This window comes from Parabacteroides faecis (genome assembly GCF_014647375.1).
GTDB lineage: Bacteria > Bacteroidota > Bacteroidia > Bacteroidales > Tannerellaceae > Parabacteroides > Parabacteroides faecis.
Genome location: NZ_BMPB01000014.1, coordinates 20,284 through 46,195 on the forward strand (window position 1 = coordinate 20,284; position 25,912 = coordinate 46,195).

14 protein-coding genes are annotated in these 25,912 nt (G+C 44.6%); 9 read left to right on the forward strand and 5 right to left on the reverse strand.

Going from position 1 to position 25,912, the window contains the following annotated elements:
- Positions 1-2 precede the first annotated feature (2 nt).
- From IEY67_RS19385 to IEY67_RS19395, 3 genes are all read right to left on the reverse strand, one after another.
- A complete protein-coding gene (locus IEY67_RS19385) occupies positions 3-3,146 on the reverse strand; it encodes a SusC/RagA family TonB-linked outer membrane protein (RefSeq protein WP_122357346.1) in 3,144 nt (1,047 codons plus the stop codon).
- A 151-nt stretch (positions 3,147-3,297) separates the two neighbouring features.
- Positions 3,298-7,221 (reverse strand): hybrid sensor histidine kinase/response regulator transcription factor, encoded by a 3,924-nt coding sequence (locus tag IEY67_RS19390; protein WP_229801140.1) that lies wholly within the window; start codon positions 7,219-7,221, stop codon positions 3,298-3,300.
- Between the two features lie 187 nt (positions 7,222-7,408).
- Positions 7,409-7,591 (reverse strand): hypothetical protein, encoded by a 183-nt coding sequence (locus tag IEY67_RS19395; protein WP_183672056.1) that lies wholly within the window; start codon positions 7,589-7,591, stop codon positions 7,409-7,411.
- Between the two features lie 172 nt (positions 7,592-7,763).
- On the opposite strand from IEY67_RS19395, the gene IEY67_RS19400 reads away from it, so the two are divergent.
- Entirely contained in the window at positions 7,764-8,909 is a 1,146-nt protein-coding gene (locus tag IEY67_RS19400; RefSeq protein ID WP_122375618.1) for a DUF6051 family protein, read from the forward strand.
- Positions 8,910-8,984: 75 nt separating this feature from the next.
- Here IEY67_RS19400 and IEY67_RS19405 read toward each other — a convergent pair whose 3' ends face one another.
- The gene (locus IEY67_RS19405) at positions 8,985-10,397 is read right to left on the reverse strand and encodes an MFS transporter (protein ID WP_183672046.1); all 1,413 of its coding nucleotides are present in this window, start codon (positions 10,395-10,397) and stop codon (positions 8,985-8,987) included.
- Positions 10,398-10,644: 247 nt separating this feature from the next.
- Here IEY67_RS19405 and IEY67_RS19410 point away from each other — a divergent pair, with 247 nt between their 5' ends.
- Entirely contained in the window at positions 10,645-14,655 is a 4,011-nt protein-coding gene (locus IEY67_RS19410) for a hybrid sensor histidine kinase/response regulator transcription factor (RefSeq protein WP_183671904.1), read from the forward strand.
- On the opposite strand, the gene IEY67_RS19415 is transcribed toward IEY67_RS19410, so the two are convergent.
- Positions 14,641-15,690 carry a LacI family DNA-binding transcriptional regulator gene (locus tag IEY67_RS19415; RefSeq protein WP_183671905.1) on the reverse strand — a complete coding sequence of 350 codons (1,050 nt, stop codon included), beginning with the start codon at positions 15,688-15,690 and terminating at the stop codon, positions 14,641-14,643. The genes IEY67_RS19410 and IEY67_RS19415 overlap by 15 nt on opposite strands.
- Positions 15,691-16,031: 341 nt before the next feature.
- On the opposite strand from IEY67_RS19415, the gene IEY67_RS19420 reads away from it, so the two are divergent.
- From IEY67_RS19420 to IEY67_RS19450, 7 genes are all read left to right on the forward strand, one after another.
- Positions 16,032-16,964: an aldo/keto reductase gene (locus IEY67_RS19420; protein ID WP_183671906.1), complete on the forward strand. Its 933-nt coding sequence runs from the start codon at positions 16,032-16,034 to the stop codon at positions 16,962-16,964.
- Positions 16,961-17,884 carry an amidohydrolase family protein gene (locus IEY67_RS19425; protein ID WP_183671907.1) on the forward strand — a complete coding sequence of 308 codons (924 nt, stop codon included), beginning with the start codon at positions 16,961-16,963 and terminating at the stop codon, positions 17,882-17,884. The genes IEY67_RS19420 and IEY67_RS19425 overlap by 4 nt, the downstream gene beginning before the upstream one ends.
- A 22-nt stretch (positions 17,885-17,906) precedes the next feature.
- Positions 17,907-19,157, forward strand: coding sequence for an L-fucose:H+ symporter permease (fucP, locus tag IEY67_RS19430; protein ID WP_183671908.1), 1,251 nt, complete (start codon positions 17,907-17,909; stop codon positions 19,155-19,157).
- Positions 19,158-19,182: 25 nt separating this feature from the next.
- Positions 19,183-20,199 carry a zinc-binding alcohol dehydrogenase family protein gene (locus IEY67_RS19435; RefSeq protein WP_183671909.1) on the forward strand — a complete coding sequence of 339 codons (1,017 nt, stop codon included), beginning with the start codon at positions 19,183-19,185 and terminating at the stop codon, positions 20,197-20,199.
- A gap of 125 nt (positions 20,200-20,324) precedes the next feature.
- The gene (locus IEY67_RS19440; RefSeq protein ID WP_183671910.1) at positions 20,325-22,844 is read left to right on the forward strand and encodes a GDSL-type esterase/lipase family protein; all 2,520 of its coding nucleotides are present in this window, start codon (positions 20,325-20,327) and stop codon (positions 22,842-22,844) included.
- 7 nt (positions 22,845-22,851) lie between these two features.
- Positions 22,852-24,291 (forward strand): tagaturonate reductase, encoded by a 1,440-nt coding sequence (locus IEY67_RS19445; protein ID WP_183671911.1) that lies wholly within the window; start codon positions 22,852-22,854, stop codon positions 24,289-24,291.
- On the forward strand, positions 24,291-25,778 hold the full coding sequence (locus tag IEY67_RS19450) for a UxaA family hydrolase (protein ID WP_373292269.1): 1,488 nt from the start codon (positions 24,291-24,293) through the stop codon (positions 25,776-25,778). The genes IEY67_RS19445 and IEY67_RS19450 overlap by 1 nt, the downstream gene beginning before the upstream one ends.
- Positions 25,779-25,912 lie beyond the last annotated feature (134 nt).

The following is a 25,912-nucleotide window of genomic DNA, read 5'->3' on the forward strand; positions in this document are numbered from 1 at the left end:
ATTTAAAAGGTAAGATTCAGTCCAAATGTTGTTAATCTCATTGTTGGATACTTAGTACCTGATATTTCCGGGTCAAGCCCTTTATATCCCGTAAATGTCAATGCGTTATCTATACTGACATAGAAACGAAGGTTATCCAGCAACAATTTCTGGGAAAGCTGCTTCGGGATAGTATATCCTAATTGTATATTCTTTACCCTTACATAGGATCTGTCCTGGACCCAAAAGTCGCTGGCTACACTGTTACGTCCATCACTGTAATCCAACAAACGCGGATAAGTAGCATCTGTTCGCCCCGAATACCAGCGTCCGTCAGCAATTGTCTTATTAATCTGATTACCCCGGCGAACTAAAGGCCAAAAGCTAGCTCCATCCTGACCGCTCCAGTACTCTTTCAGTCCAGTTGCCCCCTGAAGAATACATGAGAAGTCCAATCCTTTCCAACTTGCTCCGAAATTGAAGCCAAAAGTGACAGTTGGATTGGTTCCATTACCAACCATGATACGGTCTTTATCCGTAATACACCCGTCACCATCAATATCTTTATAAAGGAAATCACCCATTTCCGGTTTTTTATACTGGGAAAAAGCATCCGGATTTTTCTCTTCCATGGTCCGGACCAATGCCAGATCCTCTTCTGTCTGAATAATACGATCTACGGAAAGGACATACTGAATATTGATTGGTTGTCCTTCCAATATCATATTAGTCCCACTAATAGATGGTTCATCACCTTTAAATTTAGTTACTTCGTTTTTTACGTATGATACATTCCCTCCCACGAAGTAATCTACTTGCCCGATACGGTCAGTCCACGTCAGATTTAATTCAAGACCTCTGTTACGAACCTGAGCCGCATTTGATTTAGGGACAGTTGCATTCCCATGCACTAACGGAGCAGGTAAATCAATCAGGATTCCCTTAGTATTTTTTACAAAGAAATCAACATTTCCACTCAATTTTGAAACACCAAAATCAATTCCCACATTTGTTAAATAGGTCGTCTCCCATGTCAAACCGGCATTAGACAAGGCCCTTTGCGCCATCCCAATCTGTACGGAATTATTCAATGTATAATTTGAGGCAGAATAAAACATCTGATAATCATAATCACCTACCGAATTGTTTCCCAATGAGCCATAAGAAGCACGTATTTTAAACTGGTTGACTAGATCTATATCTTTCATAAATCCTTCTTCACTCATACGCCAACCGGCAGAAAATGAAGGGAAGAAACCTCTTCTGTTTTTTCCTGCAGCAAACCGGGAAGAATTATCCATACGAAGATTGGCTTCAAACAAATATTTCTCATCCCAGTTCAGGTTTACTCTTCCAAAGAAAGAATGCATAGCCCAGTTAGAATAGTTTCCTGTCGCTGTAGCATTGGCCGTTGCGGCATTCAATTCCGTCATTTCCGGAGCGATTAAATCTTCCTTACTGGCCTGGAACCAATTATAACGATACGCTTCCTGGCTACCTCCGACTGTCGCCTGAATATTTAATCGGTCTATATCTGTTTCATAACGAATAATTCCATCCATATGATTCCGTACCCATTTTTCGTCGTGATTGGTCACTTTTGTCTTTCCTGTTCCGGCAGTCTGGACAGTATTACTATACAAATTCCATATATCATGAAACACGGGCTGTTCATAACGGTATCTATTTTGAAAATCATATGTATAAGATCCTTCTATGGTCAATCCTTTAAAAGGTCTGATCTGTGCATAAAAACGCGATACCATTTTATTTGTTGTCCGATTTCCCTTTGTACTGTTTAACTTACGCAATATATTATTGGTACCAGACTGGGCATCATCTTCCGGATTATTGACACCACCATACCGCCCGTCTGGTGCCTGGAAACACATCCCAGGAGTCGTTGCCTGCAAATGTGTATAAAATAAACTGCCTGTACCTTCTGTCTGGATCAATCCCAGATCTTCTTTTCCACGATAACCATAGGCATTAACTCCAATCGTAAACCATTCTTTGACTTCCGCATCCAGGTTCACACGGGCACTATAACGGTCATAACCGGAATTTTCCATAATTCCCGGATTCTTCAGATAATTTCCGGATATGAAATAATGAATTTTATCAGAACCTCCGGTAATGGATATGGTATGATTTTGCAACCATCCTGTTTTGAATGCAGCATCTTGCCAATCCGAATTCGGATATTTTACAAGATCACTATTCCCGGCAGCACGCCACTCGTCTATTTTTTCCTGACTAAACGGTGCCGGCAGATTACTGTTTCTTTCTCCTTCATTAAACAGTTCCATATAATCTGCATAGTTGGTGACAAGGTCCATACGATGAGCAACCTGTTGCATAGTTACATAACCGTTATAAGAAATTCTGGAACCGCCTGTTTTACCTTTACGGGTTGTGATCAGGATAACACCATTAGCAGCACGTGAACCATAAATTGCAGACGAAGCAGCATCTTTCAGCACAGAAATACTTTCCACATCCTGCGGATTAATATCGTTCATACTCCCCGGAACCCCATCAATAACAACTAATGGATCAGAATTATTCAAAGTACCTTGTCCGCGTACCCGTATAGTTGCTCCATCATTGCCAGGCCGCCCTCCACTACCTTGTGTCACAGATACACCGGCAGCCATACCCGAAAGTCCTGCTGACAATGAAGTAATAGGACGGCTATCTACCATCTTACTCATATCAACAGATGATACAGCTCCTGTCAAATTCACTTTTTTCTGTGTTCCATATCCCACAACCACAACTTCATCCAAGGCTTGTGAATCTTCTTTTAATTGGATCATAAAAGAGTTTTTTCCATTTACCGGTATACTTTGTTCAATATAACCGATATAAGAAACCGTCAATACAGCACTAGGAGACACCTGTAAAGAAAAACGTCCTTCCATATCAGTGACCGTTCCGTTAGTAGTTCCTTTTTCTACTACATTCGCTCCGATTACCGGTCCCTGTGCATCTTTTACTGTTCCCGTAACAGTCACTTTCGCTTGTTGGGATAATAGCAACTTTTCCGTTATACCTTCCCCGGCACTAACCGGATTGGCTTGGACTATTCCCACGGACAAGAATAGTGTGGCCATTCCTGCAAACATTGTTTTCCTAAAAAAAGGAATGTTCAAATCATTCGTCATAAATAGGTAGATTTAGATTAATAAATTCAGATAAACTCTGAGGCAAAAATAGCCGGGTACACAAAAAAAGACCTATACATAGCGTCCGTTTTTTATATACACACAGTCCAAATAGAAGATTTAACTATTTGATTATAAATGATTAGCTATTTCACTTCTCTTTTTTCCGAAATTGAGCCGGCGAAACCCCGAATTTTGTCTTAAAACAACGACTGAAATATATGGTAGAAACAAATCCCAGTTGATCCGATATTTCACTCACCAACATATCCGGCCGTTCCTGTAGCAGAACCGATGCACGTTTGATACGCTGATTTTGTATAAATTCACTCGGCGTCATACCTGTAAGATTTTTCATTTTTGCAAAAAAAGAACTACGTCCCATATTCAATTCACGGGCAAGTATATTCACATCGAAATCCTGGTCACCCATATGTTCATCTATAATTTCTACAATACGATTCAGTAATTTCTGGTCCAAGGAAGTAGAGGCCAGCAACTGTACATCAAAATCACCTTGCTGAGTCAATCTGGATTTCAGCAATAAACGATTACGAATTAAATTATTACAACGCATCAGTAAAACTCTTGCATGGAAAGGCTTACTCACATAATCATCAGCTCCCTGCTGGAATCCTTCAATATTATACTCAACAGAATCAAGGGCTGTCAACAAAACGACAGGAATATGGCAAAGATCAATATTATTCTTAATTTTCATACACATTTCCATGCCACTCATCAGAGGCATCATAACATCACTGACCACCAAATCCGGTTTTTCCTCAATAGTCTTTCGTAATCCTTCTTCTCCATTTCCAGCTAATATCACCTGATAAAAAGGACTAAACAAGGTATTTAATATTTGTATCAACTCCTCATTATCTTCCACTATCAGTATCTTATAAGAACCGACCTTCAGATCCGGAAAAGTAGTGTTCATCTCTTTGTATTCTTCCGGTAAAACGGAATCCGGCAACGATCCCCGTTTGATCATAGGCTCTTCCGGAACTTCCAGAAGAATGGTATTTCCATCATTCTCAAAATGGGCTTTACCTTTTAATAAGGTAATCGTAAAAATTGTACCATATCCTAACTGGCTTTGTACCGTAATCTCTCCATGATGAAGGTTGACAATGTTCTTACTCAATGCCAGCCCTAATCCAGTTCCCGGATTGGCCTTAGACAGTTGTTTCCCGTTTTCCGCCTGATAAAAACGGTCAAAAATACGTGACACATCACCAGACGATAGTCCGATACCCGTATCGATCACTTTTATATGAACATTATTCTCATCCGGAGAAATATACAAATCTACCACACCTCCCGGTTTAGTATATTTGAAAGCATTGGACAAAAGATTATAAAAGACCTTTTGCAGTTGATTGGAATCAAACCACAGCAGAACATCATTTTCTTCATGAAGAAGATTAAAGGAAATCGTTCGTTGAGCAGCCAATTCACAATACGAAAGATAAATATCCTTCAAAAAAGGAACCAGATTTTGTTCACAGACACGCAACGAAACATAATTCTGCTCGAGTTTCCTGAATTCCAACAATTCGGAAATCATATTCCTCATGCGAGTAGCATTTTTACTAATCTTAACAATCCTATTATATAAAGTTGGAGGAAGTGATGAACTCTGGAGCAACATATCCACCTGACTGAAAATAAGCGTCAGCGGAGTCCGGAACTCATGGCTGATGTTAGTAAAAAAACGTAGTTTGGCCTGATTAAGTTCTTCATTCCGCTCTTTCTCTTCTCTTTCTTTCTCAAGAGAAAGGGCCAATCTTCTTCTGGCATTTATCGTGCGAATTGTCAGATAAACAATTATAATGGTAGTCAGGGTATACAGAATCCATGCCCAGACCGTATTATACCAAGGTTGTGCAATCAGGATGTTCAGAGAAATTTCACGTCGGTTCATCAAGTGCTGCGGTAAAATCTTTTCACGAACCAACAGTTTATATTCCCCGGGATCCAGATTCGTATAATAAATACTGGAGGAAAAAGAGGATACCCAATCTTCATCAAAACCGACCAGTTTATATTGATATTCATTATTCTTCTGAATATCAATATAATTAGTAGTTGCAAAATTTATGATCAGATTGTTTTGTTTATTATTCAGGTGAATCGACTTATTAAAAGGAAAAGACTCTTTCAAGATCCCGCCCGAAACAACCCCCGGATATATTCTTTTATTATGGATATACAGCTCCGAGAAATATAAAGAATAATTCTTTTCCTTTTGATCCAGATCTTCCCGGAAGAAAGAGGCAAGCCCGTCATTTCCTCCGACAAACAGTTCATTATTTCTGCAAACCAAAATACCACATCCATCCGCAATTGAAGTGATAGGCAAATTTGTTCCCAATGTCACAAACCGGGTATTTTCATTGGAAGGATTCAAAAAAGTAATACCCTTATCGCTGGTAACCAGTAATTCTCCCGAATTTGTTTCCGCAACATTATAACAGTAATTACTTAACAAATGCCCGCTTCCCTGTGAGTAATGGATAAAGGAATCGGATTGTTTATCATACCGGTATAAACCTCCTCCCAAAACAACAAAATAAATATCGCCACTATTGGTCGTAATAATCCGTTTAGGTTCAAATTGAATACCGTATTGAGGCAGAAAATATTTTTTCTGATTTTCCGGATCAGCCAGTCTAATCCTGATAAGGGAAGTTCCGATCATAATCCATATATTCTCTTCCTTATCAATCGTAAAATTCTGTGCATTTCTACATAACCATTTAAACTCACCCGTACCAAGATCCATAACAAAAGTCCCGTTCATTGCACTCACATATAACTTATCATTATGAATCATCGTGTGAAAAATAATACCATCCGGTTTCACATCTTCTTTCTCATAATCATCCAAATAATTATGAAAAATACCGGTTTTTATATCAAACCGAGTCAGTCCTCCATAGTGCGTACCAATATATAACTGATCCCGTTTTTCGTCATACGCAATACATTTCAGATTATTCTGTAAGACAGAATTAGAAGGTCCCGCAGTAAAATATTTGAATGTACGCGTTTTACGGTCCATAAAATTCAACCCGCCTCCTTCGGTACATATCCAGATATTACCATTCTTATCCTCAGCCAAATGGCCGACAAAAGAATAATTCAAACACTCTTTCCGAAAAGGATTATCCGTATAATGAGCAAAAATTTCCTTCTCCGGATTAAAATAGTTCACACCTCCATAATAGGTTCCTACCCATATTGTTGCCTGCATATCTATATAAACAGAAAATACGGAAGAATGAGACAGACTACCCGGTAGATGGTCCTGTCGGTACACAGTAAATTTATCTGTATACGGATTATATTTATGTAATCCTAAAAAGGTTCCGAACCAGATATTCCCAAATCTATCTTCTGCAAAACTCCGTATCTGATTGCTTTCTATATGGTAAGGTTCCGCATTAGAATCCGAATACCAGACGACCTTCTCATCCGGCATTATCCTATACAGTCCTCCGGTACGGCAACCAGCCCATATTTCACCTGAAGTACTTTCAAATAAACGGTAAAATTCCGGTCCGTCAACCAGACAACGTGCTTTTTCTCCTTTTTCAATCACATATAATCCTTCATACGTTCCAACCCAAATTTTATTTCCAGAGACCAGCAAACTGGAAATATCCGGTATATCTTCCTCTGTATAAAGCAATAAACTATCCCCTTTTTCATCATAACGGCAAATCATGCCATCATACCCCGTCCATATATCACCATTTGAGGATATGACCGTTTTTGCCTTATATTTCCCAATCACATGGAACTTTTCTTCCCGGATATCATACCTCACCAAAGAATCACATGTTCTGAAAAAAATATCTCCCTGCCGGTTACCGACCAGATGGTCACATTCATGCCCTAACAAAACATTTATAGAACTCTCCTGGTCCGGATTCTCCCATCCCTTGTATACCCGCATTCGTTCTCCGTCATACACACTAAGCCCTTCACGCGTACCGAACCACATCCGTCCCAGCTGGTCCTGATAAATAGACATAACAGAGACCTGCGATAATCCGTCACTCATACCAAGATGCTTAAAATAAACCGGATAAATAACTTGGTGAATGAACAAAAAACACAACAATATCAGTAGTTTTTTCATCTTATTTACGAAACTAAATAAAAGAGTCTTCTTGTATCCCCGCTTATTCACAATTACATTATGAATTATACAAAGATAGAGATATTTTATTCACTGCAATATCAATTGTTCAGTCTTTCGATAGTTTGTTTGCCGCCTCTGCCCGATCCTCTGCCAGCAATCTCAACAGCCGTTCTTTCTTCTGATAGGAAAAATAGAAACGTAAAACCGAATAAGGTAACAGCAGAACCAGGCGAACGATGTTCGACTTCCCATAAATATAAGCGGGTATTTTATGACCGAGCATTCCCATATCTTTTGCCTCTTATTTGGTAACAAATGTAATAGTAAATCCCGAAACATTCACCCCGCATATAAAAATTTCACCCCACTATTCGGGTTTATGCCCCTGCCGCAGTTCGCCGGAACCATTTATTTGCAAGGATTGTTTTAATAGTGTTTGTTTGCATCAAAAATCGATTGTTATGGATATCTCACTTCGCACACAACAGCTGAACAGCCTTTTCTCGTATGATAAAAAGGCACGCCTGGAAGAGAGCCGCCTGGAAATAACTCCCTTTCGTTTTACGCAGACAATAGGTGCCAGCGAAATTAACGAATTCCAGAAAGAGCTCGCCACGACAGAATTCTGTTCCGTCACCGACGACCATATCCAGGAAAATAAAATATTCAATTATACCGTATTCGCTCCTTCCGGAAAAGAGAAGCGCGACAAAGCCATTATCCTCCTACACGGACTGAACGAACGAACCTGGGAAAAATACCTGACCTGGGCCGAATATCTGACCGAGTCGACCGGAAAGCCGGTCATACTTTTCCCGATCGCTTTCCACATGAACCGGACACCGGGCAGCTGGTGCAATCCGCGAACCGTGTTACCCTGGGTCGGTAAACGGAAACAGGAAATAGACAACCTGGTCAATTCCACTTTCGCCAATATTACGTTGAGTAGCAGACTGTCGATAAATCCGCTGCGTTTCTATGCTTCAGGGCGCGAATCGGTGTATAACCTCTGGCAACTGGTCTATGAGATCAAGAGCGGAAGACATCCTCTATTCAAAGAAGACACCTCCATCAATCTGTTTGCCTATTCCATCGGCGCATTGCTGTCGCAGGTATTATTACTGAGTAATCCGGAGAAAATGTTCAACGATACCCGCCTGTTCATGTTCTGCGGAGGTTCCATTTTCAGCGAGATGGATGGTAACGCACGCGATATTATGGACAAGGATGCATTCGACAGCCTGCAACGCTTTTATCGTCACGACTTTCTGGAAAACCGTTCTTTACCGACTTCGTTCAGGAATGATTTTCTCGAACAGGCATTCAAGGCTATGATACGTCCGGATGTTCTGCAGGAATACCGCGAATCCTTTTTCCAGAAAGCGTGTAACCGGATCAAAGCGATCTCATTGAAGAAAGATGTCGTCATGCCTACAAACGGAGTGATCAAGGCATTGGGTAAAGCATCCGACAAAATACTGGAAGAACTGGATTTTCCTTTCTCTTATTCGCATCAGATACCGTTCCCTTTCCGGGCAAAGATCGACCAGACACTCGTAAACCGGGAGTTCAACAATATATTCAGTAAGGCGGCAGCATTCTTATAAGCTAAAAACAAAAAGCGAACGCAGACTTGTATCATCTACGTTCGCTATTATTTTTAATACTTATTTTATCTTTAATTACTCCAACGTAATCACCTTATATTTCGGAACCAACGCCTTCATAGCCACCCATCCGATCAGATAAGCAACAGAACATACGCAGAAGATAATAAAATATCCGGCCGGTTTTCCTTCAAATCCCATAAACGTCATGTGAGTTTCATCAGCATAGACAAACAGGTTACCTGCCACTTTCTGCAGGATCATCGAACCTACACCGCCTGCCATACCACCGATACCGGTAATACTGGCAATAGCAGATTTCGGGAACATATCGCCTACCGTAGAGAAAATATTGGCAGACCAGGACTGGTGAGCCGCACCGCCGATACCGATCAAAATTACCGGAAACCAGGGAGAAATAGTACCTAACGGCTGCGCCAATAATACGACCAACGGGAAGAAAGCGAAGATCAGCATCGCTTTCATACGGGCAGCATACGGATTCATACCTGTACGGTTGATAAATATAGTCGGAAGTTTACCCCCGTAAATAGAGAGCATCGTAATCGCATATAACGTAAAGATCAATGCCATTCCCAACGGATCGGAAGTCTTGATCCCGAACTGTGTATTCAGATAAGAAGGAGTCCAGAACAGGAAGAACCACCATACACCATCCGTCATGAATTTACCGACAATGAACGACCAGGTCTGCTTATAACTGAAACATTGCCAGAAACCGATCTTTTTCTCCTCTTCTTCTGTTTTTGCAATTCCGCCGTCTTCATCCTTATCCTGTTCGATATAAGCCAATTCGGCTGCATTCACATGTTTACTCTTTTCGGGAGTGGTGTACATGAACACCCACATTCCCATCCAGATAAAACCAAGCGCACCGATCACGATAAAAGCCATTTCCCATCCCAGCCATTTAGCCAACGGCGGAATACTGAGCGGAGCGATCAAGGCACCGATAGAAGCACCGGCGTTGAATATAGAGGTCGCGTAAGCACGGTCTTTCTTCGGGAAATATTCGGCTGTTACCTTAATTGCTGCCGGGAAGTTTCCGGCTTCACCCAAGGCCAGCACACAGCGGGCAACCAGGAAGCAATACATACTGACAGTCGCCAGTACAACAACTACATCACCCGTTGCGCCGATCAGCTCGGCCGCACTGTTCATTCCTACATAATGTTCCGTTACAACACCACATAACGCGTGCATGCAGGCACCCACCGACCAAACACCGATCGACCAGAGGTATCCTTTTTTTGTACCCATCCAGTCTATAAAGCGACCGGCAAAGAGCATACAAATAGCGTATACAATAGAAAATACAGATGTGATCGTACCGTAGTGAGATTCGTTCCAATGAAATTCGGGTTTGATAAATTCATCCCAGGTTAGTGATAAGACCTGACGGTCGAGATAATTTACTGTTGTCGCAAAGAACAACATCGCACAGATCGTCCATCTGTACCGGGTCATTTTCTGACCAACATTGCCTAATGTGCTCATTTCTTACTGGTTTTTCATGATTTGCGGCAAATATATATCATTTTTTTTAATTACAAAGCATATTGTGTGTGCGAATACACGATTATTTACATTTAATTGGAAACATACAGTAATACGAGAATATAATCAGGAAATGATTTCATAGAGAGTTGGGTGCTATGTTTTTTTTCATCATCTTTGTATGAAGAAAACACACAACACATTACAGGCTGTCTTTATGAGAAAATCTATTCTATACCTTCTGCTAATGATTTTCTGTCTGTCCGGGCTATATGCCGCAAACAGAAAGCCATTCAATTATTACTTTTCACATATTTCAAGTGAAGACGGTTTATCAGAAAGTCAGGTAAAAGTAATATTGCAAGACAGTTACGGCTTTATGTGGTTCGGAACGAAGAACGGACTGAACCGCTATGACGGAACCTCTATACGTACGATCAATTGCGACGATTATATTGCAGGGACAAGCAATCACAATATATCCGCCCTTTTCGAAGATGAAAATAAGAAGTTATGGGTGGGCACCGACCGGGGTGTATATATCTATGATCCGGTCCATGACATATTCTCTTTCATTGACATGGAAGCAGAGAATGGAGAGAAAATGTTCAACTGGGTAGCTAAAATCACTTCCGACCACGAAGGGAATATCTGGATACTGATCCCTGACCAGGGTGCATTCCGTTATAAAGACGAGAAATTATATTATTATGCCATCACCAATAAAGACAATATCAAACGGGAAAGCCCCGGAGCCATTTGTGTAAGAGAAAACGGAGAAGTGTGGATCGGGACAACAGGAGTCGGCATCTTCCGTTACGACCCGAAAACGGATTCATTCACCCAATACCATACCGACAAAGAGGGTAATACCCTGATGGGAGAACATATCTTCGCCATGTGCGAATATGGTGACTGGATCGCCCTGGCAGTCCATGACGGCGAACTGAAAAAGTACAATCCGGCTACCAACGTCCTGCAAACAGTGAAAGCACCGGGCGTGCATCATACGATATTACGTGATGTAGTTTGTTTTGATAAGAAAAGACTTTGGGTCTGCTCACACGCCGGCCTGTTCATTGTCGATGAAGAGAACAAAGAGGTGATTCATCTGAAAGAAGACCTGATGCATTCCTACAGCCTCTCTGATAATATCATTTTCTGCATTCATAAAGACAGGGAAGGCGGGATTTGGCTCGGTACTAAGTTCGGGGGTGTCAACTACCTGCCGAATCATAAACTGTTGTTTGAGAAATATGTACCTTCCAGTTCGGAAAAATCGCTCAATACGCGGCGTATCCGTGAGATTGCGGAAGCTCCCGACGGTAATATATGGATCGGAACGGAAGATAACGGCATCAATATTCTGAATCCGGCAACCGGCGAAGTAACGCAGATCGACTATCCGGCTTCCGACAGGAAGAACCATCTCATGACTCAATCCCTGAGCATCCACGACGGGAAAGTATACTGCGGCTTATTCAAATACGGGCTGGACATTATTAACATATCCGACCATTCGATCAAACACTACACCCACCAGCAATTAAATCTCGATGAAGAAAGCGTCTATTCCCAGCTGATCGACAGCAAGGGGCGCCTTTGGGTCGGGAATGCATGGGGACTATCCAGAGCAGAGGCCGGTTCTTCGGTTTTTACCCGGATACCGGAAATAGGGCTCGACTGGATCGTATGTATGAAGGAAGATAAGAAAGGACGGATATGGCTTGCTTCCATGGGAAGCGGCGTATGGAAATACACACCGGAAGACAACTCGTTCAAGAAATACTTTAACGACTCGAAAGATGCAAACAGCCTGAGTTCAAATTCCGTCAGTTCCGTTATGGAGGACAGCAAAGGGCAGATATGGTTCTCTACCGACCGGGGTGGCATCTGCCGGTATAATGAAGCCGACGATAATTTCACCACCTTCTCCAAAGAACAGGGATTACCCGATGATGTAGCTTATAAGATACTGGAAGATAAAAATCACAATTTCTGGTTCGGTACCAACCAAGGGCTTGTGAAATTTAAACCGGAGACCGGTGATATCCGTGTATTTACCGTACAGGACGGACTGATCGGCAACCAGTTCAACTACAATTCGGGGGTGAAGGCTAGCAACGGGAAATTCTACTTCGGGACGATCGACGGGCTGATCGCCTTCAATCCGGACGATGACCAGCAGAGCGATTTCATATCGCCGGTTTATATTACTAAATTCAGCATATATAATAAGGAAGTAACAGTGCATACCCCTCGCTCGCCGTTGAGTAAAAGTATCCTGCATACGAACCGGATCGTATTGCCCTACGACCAGTCGAACATCAGTTTCGACGTGGCTATACCATCCTATTCGTCGGCACGCAGCGAGGAATGCTTCTATAAGATGGAACCGCTGGACCATAATTGGGTAAAGTCGAACAGCAATCAGAATATATCCTATGCCAAACTTCCTCCGGGCAATTATATCTTCCATGTCAAGGCGACGCAGGATGAAGGGGCTGACAGTCAATCGGCCACATCGCTCCGCATCACCATCCTACCCCCCTGGTGGTTATCTACCTGGGCCTATTTTGTCTATACGATACTGGTACTATACCTGGTATACGGATGGTTCCGTTGGTACAAACGGCGTAAGGAACGGCAGATGGAAGAAAAGCAGAAACTTTTCGAAATAGCCAAAGAAAAGGAACTCTACGAAGCCAAAGTGGAGTTTTTTACCGAGATCGCCCATGAGGTACGTACCCCTTTGACACTGATCAACGGTCCGCTGGAGACAATCCTCGATATGAATATCCAGGACAGCAAGATCACACGTAACCTAACCGTAATTGCCCAGAACACCAAACGCCTGCTCGAACTGACCGGGCAGTTGCTGGACTTCCGGAAAGTCGGCGCCAATAAGTTCAAAATGGATTTTGCCTGGGTGAACGTCACGACGTTGCTGAAAGATACGATCTTACGCTTCGAACCGACCATCCTACAACAGGATAAGGAATTATCCGTCGATATTCCCGAAGAAGAAATCACGGCAGCCATCGACCAGGAAGCCGTCACCAAGATATTGAGTAACCTGCTGAACAATGCCCTGAAATATTCAGCCCATACGATCCGGATCGAACTGCGGCAGGAAGAAACGACCTTCAGTATCCGTGTCACCAGCGACGGGAACCGGATACCGGCCGAACTCAGCCAGCAGATATTCGAACCTTTCTATCAGATCAATAAGAAAGAGGGAGCATCGACCGGTGCCGGTATCGGTCTGCCGTTAGCCCGCTCGCTCGCAATGCTCCACTCCGGAAAGCTCTGGCTCGACACCGAAGTTAACGGTAATTCATTTGTACTGACACTACCTCTTGTCCAGGAAAAAGTCCGGCAACAGGAAAGCGCCGTTATTCAGGAAGAATTTATTTTCCCTGAAGAAGGTACCACTGTCAACGCCGAAGGCCGGAACTATACGCTCCTGCTCGTAGAAGACAACGAAACCATGCGTTCGTTCCTTTCCGAAAAGTTACAGGAACTGTTCATCACGGAAACTGCTCCAGACGGAAAGGCGGCACTTGAAATCTTGCGCGAACATCATATAGATATTGTCGTCAGCGACATTATGATGCCCGTCATGAACGGTCTCGAACTGTGCAAAGAGATGAAAGCGGACATTGAACTCAGCCATATCCCGGTCATATTCCTGACAGCCAAGAATGACCTCGACAGCAAGATCACCGGCCTGCGCCTGGGTGCGGAAGCCTATGTAGAGAAACCATTCTCATTCAATTACCTGGCGACACAGATATTCTCCCTCCTGAACAACCGTCAAAAAGAACGCGAGGCTTTCTCCAAACGTCCGTTCTTCCCGGTCAATAATATGCAGATGAACAAGGCCGATAAAGAATTTATGGATCGGATCATCGCTATTATTCACAAAAATATCACGGATGAGAACTTCGGCGTAGAGAAACTGGCAGAAATATTATTCCTGAGCCGTTCCAGCCTGTTGCGTAAGATAAAGGTTCTGTCCGGACTGTCACCCAACGACTTTATCCGCCTCATCCGCCTGAAGAAAGCGGCAGAACTGATACTCGACGGCAAGCACCGGATCGGGGAAATTTGTTATCTGGTCGGCATCAACTCTCCTTCCTATTTCAGTAAGATATTCCTGAAGCAGTTCGGGATGACACCGAAAGACTTTGAGAAGCAGAACCAAGGTGCTTCAAACGAGGGATGAGGGAATACCGACTGTGTTCATATTCTTCCGGGAAGTTTCCCGTACTGATAAATGGGTAGGAACGACAATCTGCCGGGGCTTCTCCCGTTTTTTGATCTGTTTGAGAAGCAGGTTACAGCATTCCTCCCCCATCTTATAGGTCTGATGGGTAACGGCTGTCAGGGCCGGTTCCACATAGTTGGAGTGAAGCTCGTCGGTGTATCCGATCAGGGCAATATCGGCAGGGATACAGAGCTGGTGTTTTTTGATCTCTTTCATGGCAGCAAAAGCCAGTGTGTCATTCATTGCCAGAATAGCATCCGGCGGTTGCGGTAACGAGAGTAACCGGTTACATCCTTCCCGTCCTTCCTCATAAGTCATCTTTTTACAAACAATCAGGTCATCCTCCACCGGTAAGCCATATTCTTTCAAAGCTTCTACATACCCGTCACGGCGTTGTTGGACGATCGCCAAATGATCGGAACCACCCAGGAAAGCCACCCGTTTCGAACCCGACTCCAACAGGTGACAGGTAGCCACCCGCGCCGACTCCTTATTATCGGCAACAACCGAAGGGATCGTATTCGTCAGGCAGACACGGTCGAAAAAGACCAGCGGGATATCCATATCCTCCAAAGAAAGGAAATGAGCGTAATCGGTCGTTTCCTGAGATAGACAGGCCAATATCCCCTCCACCCGCATATTCACCAGGTCCTCCACACAATGCACTTCCTGTTCGTATTGTTCATAGGAGGAAGTAATAATGACGGAATACTCGTTCTTACGCGCCACGTCATTGATGCCGCTGATGATCGATGAATAGAAATGAGTGACAATATCAGGCACGATAATGCCGATAATACGCGGTGTATTTTTCAGCAGGCTAAGGGCAAACGGGTTCGGACGATAATTCCATTCTTCGGCAAGCGCCTTCACACGTTCCCTCATCTCAGGACCGATCTCGTAACTGTCGTTCAACGCACGGGATACGGTAGAAACGGAAACACCCAGTTCTTTCGCCAGGTCTTTCAATGATATGTGTCTTTTCTTAGGCATCACAAATCCGATTAGGTCCGACAAATATATATTTTTTCCGGCAGATACAAGCGATTACCTCCGAGATAGATGCTATCGTATACCGACATCGAGCCGTTTATACCCGATTCTTTATTCGTATCACAGCTGTGATACAAAAGAAATCCATCTGTGAAACAAACGGAATCCAATAGTGAAACAAAAGAAACGCAACTGTGATATGCAATACTCATAGCGGGATAATAACGATCCGACAGGACCTGCCACGCAAACCTTTGCGTAGATTTTTATGTACAAAACGGTTATAATCAATACATAAAAGCTATACTTTTGGACTATTGCAAACTCAATCTATTTAAACCATGAAGTACTCATATTGCGGAAAAACCGGGATGAAAGTTCCCGTACTAAGTTTTGGAGCATCCTCCCTTGGAAGCGTATTTCACGAAACCCGTGAAGCGGAAAGTATCAAAGCTGTATTCACTGCCATTGAAAACGGGATGAACTTTATCGACGTTTCTCCTTATTATGGGCATTACAAGGCGGAGACAGTATTAGGAAAAGCGTTGAAAGATATTCCGCACGACCATTTCCTGCTGTCGACTAAAGTAGGGCGTTACGGTAAAGACGGTGTGAACACCTGGGATTATTCTGCCCGGCGGGCCACCGAAAGCATTTACGAAAGTATGGAACGCCTGCACTTGGACTACATAGACCTGATTAACGTTCACGACATCGAATTTGCCGACCTCAACCAGGTGGTAAACGAAACATTACCCGCATTGGTGGAGCTACGTGAAAAAGGGATAGTGAAACACGTCGGTATCACCGACCTGCAACTGGAAAACCTGCAATGGGTAGTCGACCGTGTGCCGGAAGGAACGGTAGAGACTATACTCAATTTCTGCCACTATTGCCTGAACGACGATAAGTTGGCCGACTATTTCGATTATTTCGAATCGAAACAGATCGGCATCATCAATGCCTCCCCCCTTTCCATGGGATTATTGTCACAACGGGGTGTTCCCGACTGGCATCCGGCACCGGCGGCATTGGTTAAAGCCTGCCAAAAAGCGGTGCAGCACTGCGCTTCAAAAGGTTATCCGATTGAAAAGCTGGCCATGCAATACTCCGTAAGCAATCCGAGAATCGCAACAACCCTGTTCAGTTCGGCAAACCCGGATAACGTCCGGAAAAACATCCAATATATAGAAGAACCGATCGACTGGGAGCTGGTTCACGAAGTACAGGAGATTATCGGCGACCAGAAACGTATAAGCTGGAGTAACTCATGAACAGAAAGATTATAGATGCCCATTCGCATCTTTGGCTTCAACAGGACACTGTAGTCGATGGAATGCCGGTACGGACACTTGCCAACGGACGTTCACTCTTCATGGGCGAAATACGGCAGATGATCCCTCCCTTTATCATCGACGGCAGGAATACGGCGGAAATATTTCTGTCGAACATGGACTATGCACAGGTTTCGGCTGCCGTTATTACACAAGAGTTTATCGACGGCATGCAAAATGATTATTTACTGGAGGTTGCCAATCGGTATCCCGACCGGTTCTTTGTTTGCGGCCTCTGCGAATTTCGTCGCCCCGGCTATGCTGCACAGGCACGTGAACTGGCAGCACGCGGGTTCAGGGCAATCAAGATTCCGGCACAGCGCCTCCTGCTTAAAGAAGGACGAATCTACCTGAATAGTGACGAAATGATGGAAATGTTTCGTTTTATGGAAAACAACGATATGATCCTCTCCATCGACCTGGCTGATGGTGACAGCCAGACCGGTGAACTGGAAGAGGTGATACAGGAATGCCCCGGATTAAAAATTGCGATCGGACATTTCGGTATGGTTACCCGGCCGAACTGGTTGGCGCAGATCAGCCTGGCCCGCTACCCGAACGTCCGTATCGAATCCGGCGGTATTACCTGGTTGTTCAACGACGAATTTTATCCTTTCCCCGGCGCCGTTAAAGCGATACGCGAAGCTGCTGATCGGATAGGTATGGATAAACTGATGTGGGGATCCGACTATCCCCGCACGATCACGGCTATTACTTACAGGATGTCGTACGATTTTATCCTGAAAACCAATGAACTGTCTGAATCGGAGAAAGACCGCTTCCTGGGAGAAAATGCCGCCTCTTTCTACGGATTCAGAGAACTTATCGAATTACCTTATATCAAAAATATGTCCGAATGAACACACCCTAATACGATATATTATGAAACAAAGAAATTACGCATTGCCTCTGGCTCTGATATTCAGCCTTTTCTTCTTGTGGGCGATCAGCAGCAACCTGCTGCCGACCATGATCCGGCAGCTGATGAAAACCTGCGAACTGAACCCGTTCGAGGCGTCATTTACCGAAACGGCTTACTGGCTGGCTTACTTCATCTTCCCGATCCCGATCGCCATGTTCATGAAACGTTACAGCTACAAGGCAGGAATCGTTTTCGGACTGCTTCTGGCTGCTTTCGGAGGATTACTGTTCTTCCCGGCCGCCATATTAAAGGAATACTGGGCCTATCTAAGTATCTTCTTCATCATCGCAACAGGTATGTGTTTTCTGGAAACGGCAGCCAACCCATATGTAACGGTACTGGGAAATCCGGAAACGGCCCCCAGACGGTTAAACCTGGCACAGTCGTTCAATGGATTAGGAGCCTTTATCTCTGCCATGTTCCTCAGCAAACTGGTTTTAAGCGGAAATCATTACACCCGCGAAACCCTCCCTATCGATTATCCCGGCGGTTGGAATGCTTACATTCAATTTGAGACGGACTCGATGAAACAGCCTTACCTTATATTAGCACTTTTATTACTGATCATTGCAGTTGTTTTCATTGTCTCGAAACTCCCCCGTATACAGGATGAGGAGCATCAAGGGGAGAAAGAGGGAAAACTAATCGACTTCGGCGTACTGAAACGCTCGCATCTGCGCTGGGGAGTAATCGCACAATTCTTTTATAACGGAGGACAGACAGCGATCAACAGTCTTTTTCTGGTTTACTGCTGTAGTTATGCGGGATTATCGGAGTCGGTTGCTACTACTTTTTTCGGCCTGTATATGCTGGCTTTCCTGCTGGGACGGTGGATCGGCACCCTGTTGATGGTCCGCTTCCGGCCACAGGATATGTTACTGGTTTATGCACTACTCAATGTCATACTTTGCGGAGTGATCGCTTTATGTGGCGGCATGGTCGGATTATACGCGATGCTGGCCGTATCGTTTTTTATGTCGATCATGTATCCGACACAGTTCTCACTGGCTTTGAAAGGGCTGGGCGATAATACCAAGAGCGGTTCGGCTTTCCTGGTGATGGCAATTGTCGGAAATGCCTGTCTGCCGCAGTTGACAGCTTATGTGATGCATCATTTCGAAGCAGTCTATTATATCGCTTATCTGATTCCGCTGGTTTGCTTTCTTTTCTGTGCCTACTACGGATGGAAAGGCTATAAAGTTGTCGATTAATTTATAATATATATATATAATGTATATGAAAGCAATACAAATTCCCGCTCCCGCAGCATTACAGGTAGTCGACATACCGAAGCCGGAGGCAAAGAGCGGTGAAGTCCTCCTGAAAATTAAATTTGTTGGTTTTTGCGGCTCCGACCTGAACACCTTCCTGGGACGTAACCCGATGGTAAAGCTTCCGGTCATTCCCGGTCACGAGGTCGGAGCAGTGATCGAAAGTGTAGGTCCCGGGGTTCCTGGCGGATTCGAACCGGGCATGAGCGTGACAGTCAATCCTTACACGAATTGCGGAAAATGTGCTGCCTGCCGCAACGGACGGGTAAATGCCTGCGAGCACAACGAGACTTTCGGCGTACAACGTAATGGGGCCATGGGAGAATATCTTGCACTACCCTGGCAGAAGGTCATTCCGGCTCCCGGTATTTCACCCCGCGACTGTGCCCTGATCGAACCGATGAGCGTAGGATTTCATGCAGTCTCACGCGGACAGGTCACCGACATCGATACCGTGCTGGTCATCGGCTGTGGCATGATCGGTTGCGGGGCAATCGTGCGTGCTGCTTTAAGGGGAGCGACAGTGATTGCCATGGACCTGGACGATGAGAAGCTGGAACTAGCCAAACGTATCGGTGCCCGTTACACCATCAATTCACAGACAGAAAATATACATGAACGTTTGCTGGAAATAACAGAGGGGCTGGGACCAGATGTAGTCATCGAAGCTGTAGGCAGTCCTGCTACTTATATAATGGCTGTAAATGAAGTCGCTTTTACCGGACGAGTAGTATGTATCGGCTATGCTAAAAGCGAAGTAACCTTTCAGACTAAATATTTTGTACAGAAAGAATTGGATATCCGGGGTTCACGCAACGCACTACCGGAAGATTTCAGGGCTGTAGTCCGCTATCTTCAGCAAGACAGTTGTCCACGGGAGGATTTGATATCTCAAATAGTAACACCGGAAGAGGCCTTTGCCGCCATGCAGAAATGGAGTGCCGACCCGGGTAAAATATTTCGTATTCTTGTAAAGTTCTGACATATTAAAAAAATAATTACCTTCGCGGAATTACAATTTGATATGAAAAAAACTTTGTTGTAAAAGTTATGTAAAGGCTTTTACCATATTTGACAGATATAAATCAAGAATCGAGATAAGTTACAATGAAAAAGCTAATCAATCTAATCGTATTATTTCTGATCGTCAGCCTGAACGGCTGGGCGCAGGAAGCCGCTGAAGTAATTCGGGTGGCATGTGTAGGAAACAGTATTACATTCGGAGCCGGGATAGCCAACCGCGACCGCGACAGTTATCCGTCAGTACTCGGACAAATGCTCGGGAAAGACTATGAGGTACGCAACTTCGGTTTCAGTGCCCGTACCATGCTAATGAAAGGAGATTATCCTTACATGAAGGAACAAATGTTCAAAGACGCCCTCAGTTATAATCCCGACATCGTTGTGATCAAACTGGGAACAAACGACTCCAAATCATTCAACTGGAAATACAAGGCCGGACTTCCCGGAGATATCCAGACAATGATCAATGCGTTTAAGGCAATCCCTTCAAAACCGAAAATCTATCTCTGTTACCCTCCCAAAGCCTATGTCAGCAATGCGAGTATCAATGACAGTATCATTGCTGCCGGTGTTATTCCTGTGATCGAACAGGTGGCGAAAAGAAATAAACTACCGATCATTGATTTGCATACGGCATTAAATGGCATGCAGGAACATTTTCCGGATAATGTCCATCCCGATCCAACCGGTGCACATAAAATTGCCGCAACCGTTTACAAAGCGATCACGGGTAAAGATACATCTCATCAGATGCAGGCTTTCCCCGGGCTCAAGAGCGAATGGAACGGATGCGACCGCTATGATTTCCGGTTTAAAGGACGTGATGCGATCGTAGTAGTGCCTAAACAGGCTGCCAAAGGTAACCCGTGGATATGGCGTCCGGCTTTCTTCAACGCATTTCCCAGTGTAGACAAAGCTTTGCTGGAAAAAGGATTTCATGTGGCCTATTATGATGTGACACATTGTTACGGAAACCCGCGTGCAGTGGCACTCGGTACAGAGTTTTATCAATATATGAAAGAATATTACGGACTTTCTCCGAAGGTAACTCTGGAAGGATTCAGCCGTGGCGGTTTATATGCATTGAACTGGGCAAGTAAAAATACGGATAAAATCGCCTGCATTTATATAGATGCTCCGGTTTGTAACGTTTTCAGTTGGCCGGGAAGGAAAAATGCAGAGTTATGGAATGACCTGCTGAAAGAATGGAACCTGACAGACGAAGAAATGAATTCGTTCAAAGGCAACCCGGTCGATAACCTGGAACCGTTGGCAAAAGCCGGTATTCCAATCATCAGCGTTTGTGGAGATGCCGACAAAGTCGTTCCGTTCAAAGAGAATATGGACATAGTACGTTCTCGTTACCTGGCACTGGGCGGTCCGGTAGAAGTGATCATCAAACCGGGAGTAGACCATCACCCACATAGCCTGGAAAATCCGGAACCGGTCGTGGACTTCATTCTCCGCCATCAGCCGGAATATGAGAAATATCTGCATTACAACGTGCGCGGCAGCCTGCAGAACTCGTTTGTCAAGTTTGAGAAAGAACGTAAAGCACGTGTTGCATTCCTGGGCGGTTCCATCACAGAGATGAACGGCTGGAAGAATATGATCGAAAAACAACTGCAACAACGTTTCCCTTATACGACCTTCGAGTTTGTGGAGGCCGGAATCGGTTCTACCGGAACCACACCGGGATCTTTCCGCCTGCAAAACGATATTCTGTCAAAAGGAAAGATCGATCTGCTGTTCGTTGAAGCGGCCGTGAATGACCATACAAACCATTTCACCCCGTTAGAACAGGTACGCGGAATGGAAGGCGAAGTGCGCCATGCTTTACTAAGCAATCCGGAAATGGATATCGTTATGTTGCATTTCATCTATGACCCGTTTATCCCGATGGTTGCAAAAAAACAGCAACCGGACGTAATATTGAATCACGAACGGGTGGCAAACCACTATCTGATCCCGTCTGTCAACCTTGTTCAGGAAATAGGCGAACGGATGCAGGACGGCGAATTTACCTGGGAACAGTTCGGCGGAACCCACCCGCTGCCGTTCGGACATAAATTCTATGCAGCGGCAATCAACCACCTGTTCGATACGATGTGGAAAGGGATCACTCCTGACATGCCGGTCGTAGCCCATGAAATACCGGAACAACCGCTCGACGCATACAGTTATTACGGTGGCGACTTCATCGACCTGAAAGAGGCCAAACTGAATAAAGGCTGGAAATACGTTCCTTCCTGGCGTGCGGATAATACGTATGAAAAGAGAAGAGGTTTCGTAGATATCCCCATGCTGGAGGCAACCCGTCCGGGTGATAAGCTGACGCTCGACTTCACCGGAAAAGCGATCGGTATCTTCTGTACCCCCGGTCCGACAGCAGGTATCCTTGAATACAGCATCGACGGTGCCCCATTCAAAAAACTCGATACATTTACCGAATGGAGTAAATATCTTTATATCCCCTGGGTATATATGCTGGAAACAGAATTAGACGATACAGCTCATAAACTGGTACTTCGTATCTCTAAAGAAAAGAATCCCGATTCTTTAGGAACGGAATGCCAGATACGGAATTTCGTCGTAAACAGATAAAAACAAAATGAAAGAATTAAACAGGCAGAACGTTCCGGTCACTACCCGGCCGGAACGTATCATACAGTTTGGAGAGGGTAATTTTCTCCGGGCATTCGTTGACTGGATCATCCGGAACATGAATACCCAAACGGATTTCAACAGTAGCGTTGTTGTTGTCCAGCCCATTGAAAAGGGAATGGTCGACATGCTGAACAAACAGGATAACCTGTATCATGTCAACCTGCAGGGATTGGACAAAGGAGAAACGATCAATAGCCTTGAACTGATCGACGTGATCAGTCGTTCACTGAACCCTTACACCGATTTCGAAACATTCATTCAACTGGCTGAACAACCGGAGATGCGTTTCGTGATCTCCAACACAACGGAAGCAGGTATCGCTTTCGACCCATCCTGCAAACCGGATGATGCTCCTGCCTCTTCTTATCCCGGTAAACTGACACAATTGCTTTACCACCGTTTTAAAACATTCAACGGAGATAAGAACAAAGGGTTGATCATCTTTCCCTGCGAACTGATCTTCCTGAACGGACACAAATTAAAAGAGACAATCTACCAATACATCGACCTCTGGCAATTGGGTGAAGACTTCAGAAATTGGTTTGAAGAAGCCTGTGGCGTTTATGCCACTTTAGTCGACCGTATCGTCCCCGGTTTCCCGCGAAAAGAGATCGATGCTATCAAAGAGAAATTACAGTATAACGACAATCTGGTAGTACAAGCCGAAATATTCCACCTTTGGGTGATTGAAGCCCCACAGGAAATAGCCCAGGAATTTCCTGCAGACAAGGCCGGATTGAATGTGCTGTTCGTGCCTTCCGAAGCCCCTTATCACGAAAGAAAAGTGACCTTGCTGAACGGACCGCACACCGTTCTCTCGCCTGTCGCTTTCCTTTCCGGAATTGACATCGTACGGGATGCTTGTCAGGATGATGTGATCGGAAAATATATACGGAAAGTGATGTTTGAGGAACTGATGGAAACACTGAACCTGTCTAAAACAGAATTGGAACAGTTTGCGAACGATGTACTGGACCGCTTCAATAACCCGTTTGTCAACCACCAGGTCACTTCCATCATGCTGAACTCTTTTCCGAAATACCAGACACGCGACCTGCCCGGACTGAAAGAATATCTGAAACGCAAAGGTGTTTTGCCCGAAGGGCTTGTACTGGGACTGGCGGCGATCCTCACCTATTACAAAGGCGGTAAACGTACAGATGGAACTGAGATTGTCCCCAACGATGATCCGAAAACGATAAGTCTGATAAAGGAACTTTGGGCAACTAACTCTACACGGACTGTGGCTGAAAACATTTTGGCAACAAAAGAAATCTGGGGCGAAGACCTCAACCGGATTCCCGGACTGACAGAACGGGTTATTCATTACCTGAATGCGATTCAGGCAAAAGGTATGAGAGAAGTAGTAAAAGATATTCTCTGATGAAAAAGTATATCCAAATAAATCCGGCCGATAATGTCGTCGTAGCCATAGAACCACTATCGACCGGAGATCAGATAGCAGTGGGCGATCGCCCAGTCATTATCCGGGAAGATATCCCGGCAGGACACAAAGTGGCTTTGAAAGATTTTGTAACCGGCGATCATATTATTAAATATGGTTTCCCTATCGGACACGCCCGATCTGATATCCCTACCGGAACCTGGATAAACGAGAAGAATATAAAAACAAATCTGGACGGGTTACAGGATTATACCTGGCAACCGCAGGATACAACATTGCATATTCCCGACAAAGGCTTAACTTTTAACGGCTACCTGCGTAAAAACGGCGAAGCTGGCATACGCAATGAGATATGGATCATCCCGACAGTCGGTTGCGTAAACGGCATTGTTAACCAGCTGGCAGAAGCTCTCCGACGAGAAACGGAAGGAAAAAACGTAGACGCGATCGTAGCTTTCCCGCATAATTACGGATGTTCCCAGCTAGGCGATGACCATGAGAATACCCGCAAAATCCTCCGGAACATGGTAAAACATCCGAACGCCGGTGCTGTATTGGTCATCGGTCTGGGCTGTGAAAACAACCAACCGGATGCTTTTCGTGAGTTTCTGGGAGAATATGATACCGAACGCATTCGTTTCATGGTTTGCCAGAAGGTAAAGGATGAACACGAAGAAGGAATGAATATCCTGCGGGAATTATACACAATCGCCTCAGCCGATAAACGGACAGCCATTCCCATGAGCGAACTGCGCGTCGGACTAAAATGCGGTGGTTCGGACGGCTTCTCCGGCATTACGGCCAATCCGTTGCTGGGCGTATTCTCCGACTTCCTGGTTGCACAGGGAGGAACAACCGTTTTAACGGAAGTCCCGGAGATGTTCGGTGCGGAAACATTGTTGATGAACCGTTGCGCTACAGAAGAGTTATTCAATAAGACCGTCCGTCTGATTAACGATTTCAAAGCCTATTTTCTGGAGAACAAGCAGCCGGTCTACGAGAATCCCTCACCGGGAAATAAAGCCGGAGGGATCTCCACACTGGAAGAAAAGTCATTAGGATGCACGCAAAAGTCCGGCAAATCCGGAGTAAAAGATGTCCTCATGTACGGAGACCGGCTAACCACCCGCGGACTGAACCTGTTAAGCGCCCCGGGCAACGACCTGGTAGCCAGCACTGCATTGGCAGCTTCCGGTTGCCACATGGTGCTCTTCACCACCGGACGGGGAACGCCTTTCGGAACCTTTATCCCTACTGTCAAGATATCGACAAACACCACTCTATCGGAAAACAAACCCGGCTGGATTGACTTTAATGCCGGAACGTTAGTGGAAGGCGAATCAATGGAAACCCTCAGCGGACAGTTTATCCGATTCATACTGGAAGTTGCCGGAGGACGTTCCATAAACAACGAAAGGAAAGGATACCGGGAAATTGCCATCTTCAAATCCGGAGTCACTCTCTAAGCGGCTAGTTACAAAGAAGTGTTTCTCCCTAATGAAACAGTTGTTTCTTACTGCAGAAACAGTTGTTTCATTAAGGTGAAACACTTTTGATATAGCAGGATCGAGTTTTAGAGAATCACAATCACGATTTAAAC

Bases quoted from the DNA above. Each gene is read 5' to 3' on its own strand.
- IEY67_RS19385 (WP_122357346.1), bottom strand. From the start codon at position 3,146: ATGACGAATGATTTGAACATTCCTTTTTTTAGGAAAACAATGTTTGCA.
- IEY67_RS19390 (WP_229801140.1), bottom strand. From the start codon at position 7,221: ATGAGTGACGGATTATCGCAGGTCTCTGTTATGTCTATTTATCAGGAC.
- IEY67_RS19395 (WP_183672056.1), bottom strand. From the start codon at position 7,591: ATGGGAATGCTCGGTCATAAAATACCCGCTTATATTTATGGGAAGTCG.
- IEY67_RS19400 (WP_122375618.1), top strand. From the start codon at position 7,764: ATGGATATCTCACTTCGCACACAACAGCTGAACAGCCTTTTCTCGTAT.
- IEY67_RS19405 (WP_183672046.1), bottom strand. From the start codon at position 10,397: ATGACCCGGTACAGATGGACGATCTGTGCGATGTTGTTCTTTGCGACA.
- IEY67_RS19410 (WP_183671904.1), top strand. From the start codon at position 10,645: ATGAGAAAATCTATTCTATACCTTCTGCTAATGATTTTCTGTCTGTCC.
- IEY67_RS19415 (WP_183671905.1), bottom strand. From the start codon at position 15,690: ATGCCTAAGAAAAGACACATATCATTGAAAGACCTGGCGAAAGAACTG.
- IEY67_RS19420 (WP_183671906.1), top strand. From the start codon at position 16,032: ATGAAGTACTCATATTGCGGAAAAACCGGGATGAAAGTTCCCGTACTA.
- IEY67_RS19425 (WP_183671907.1), top strand. From the start codon at position 16,961: ATGAACAGAAAGATTATAGATGCCCATTCGCATCTTTGGCTTCAACAG.
- fucP (WP_183671908.1), top strand. From the start codon at position 17,907: ATGAAACAAAGAAATTACGCATTGCCTCTGGCTCTGATATTCAGCCTT.
- IEY67_RS19435 (WP_183671909.1), top strand. From the start codon at position 19,183: ATGAAAGCAATACAAATTCCCGCTCCCGCAGCATTACAGGTAGTCGAC.
- IEY67_RS19440 (WP_183671910.1), top strand. From the start codon at position 20,325: ATGAAAAAGCTAATCAATCTAATCGTATTATTTCTGATCGTCAGCCTG.
- IEY67_RS19445 (WP_183671911.1), top strand. From the start codon at position 22,852: ATGAAAGAATTAAACAGGCAGAACGTTCCGGTCACTACCCGGCCGGAA.
- IEY67_RS19450 (WP_373292269.1), top strand. From the start codon at position 24,291: ATGAAAAAGTATATCCAAATAAATCCGGCCGATAATGTCGTCGTAGCC.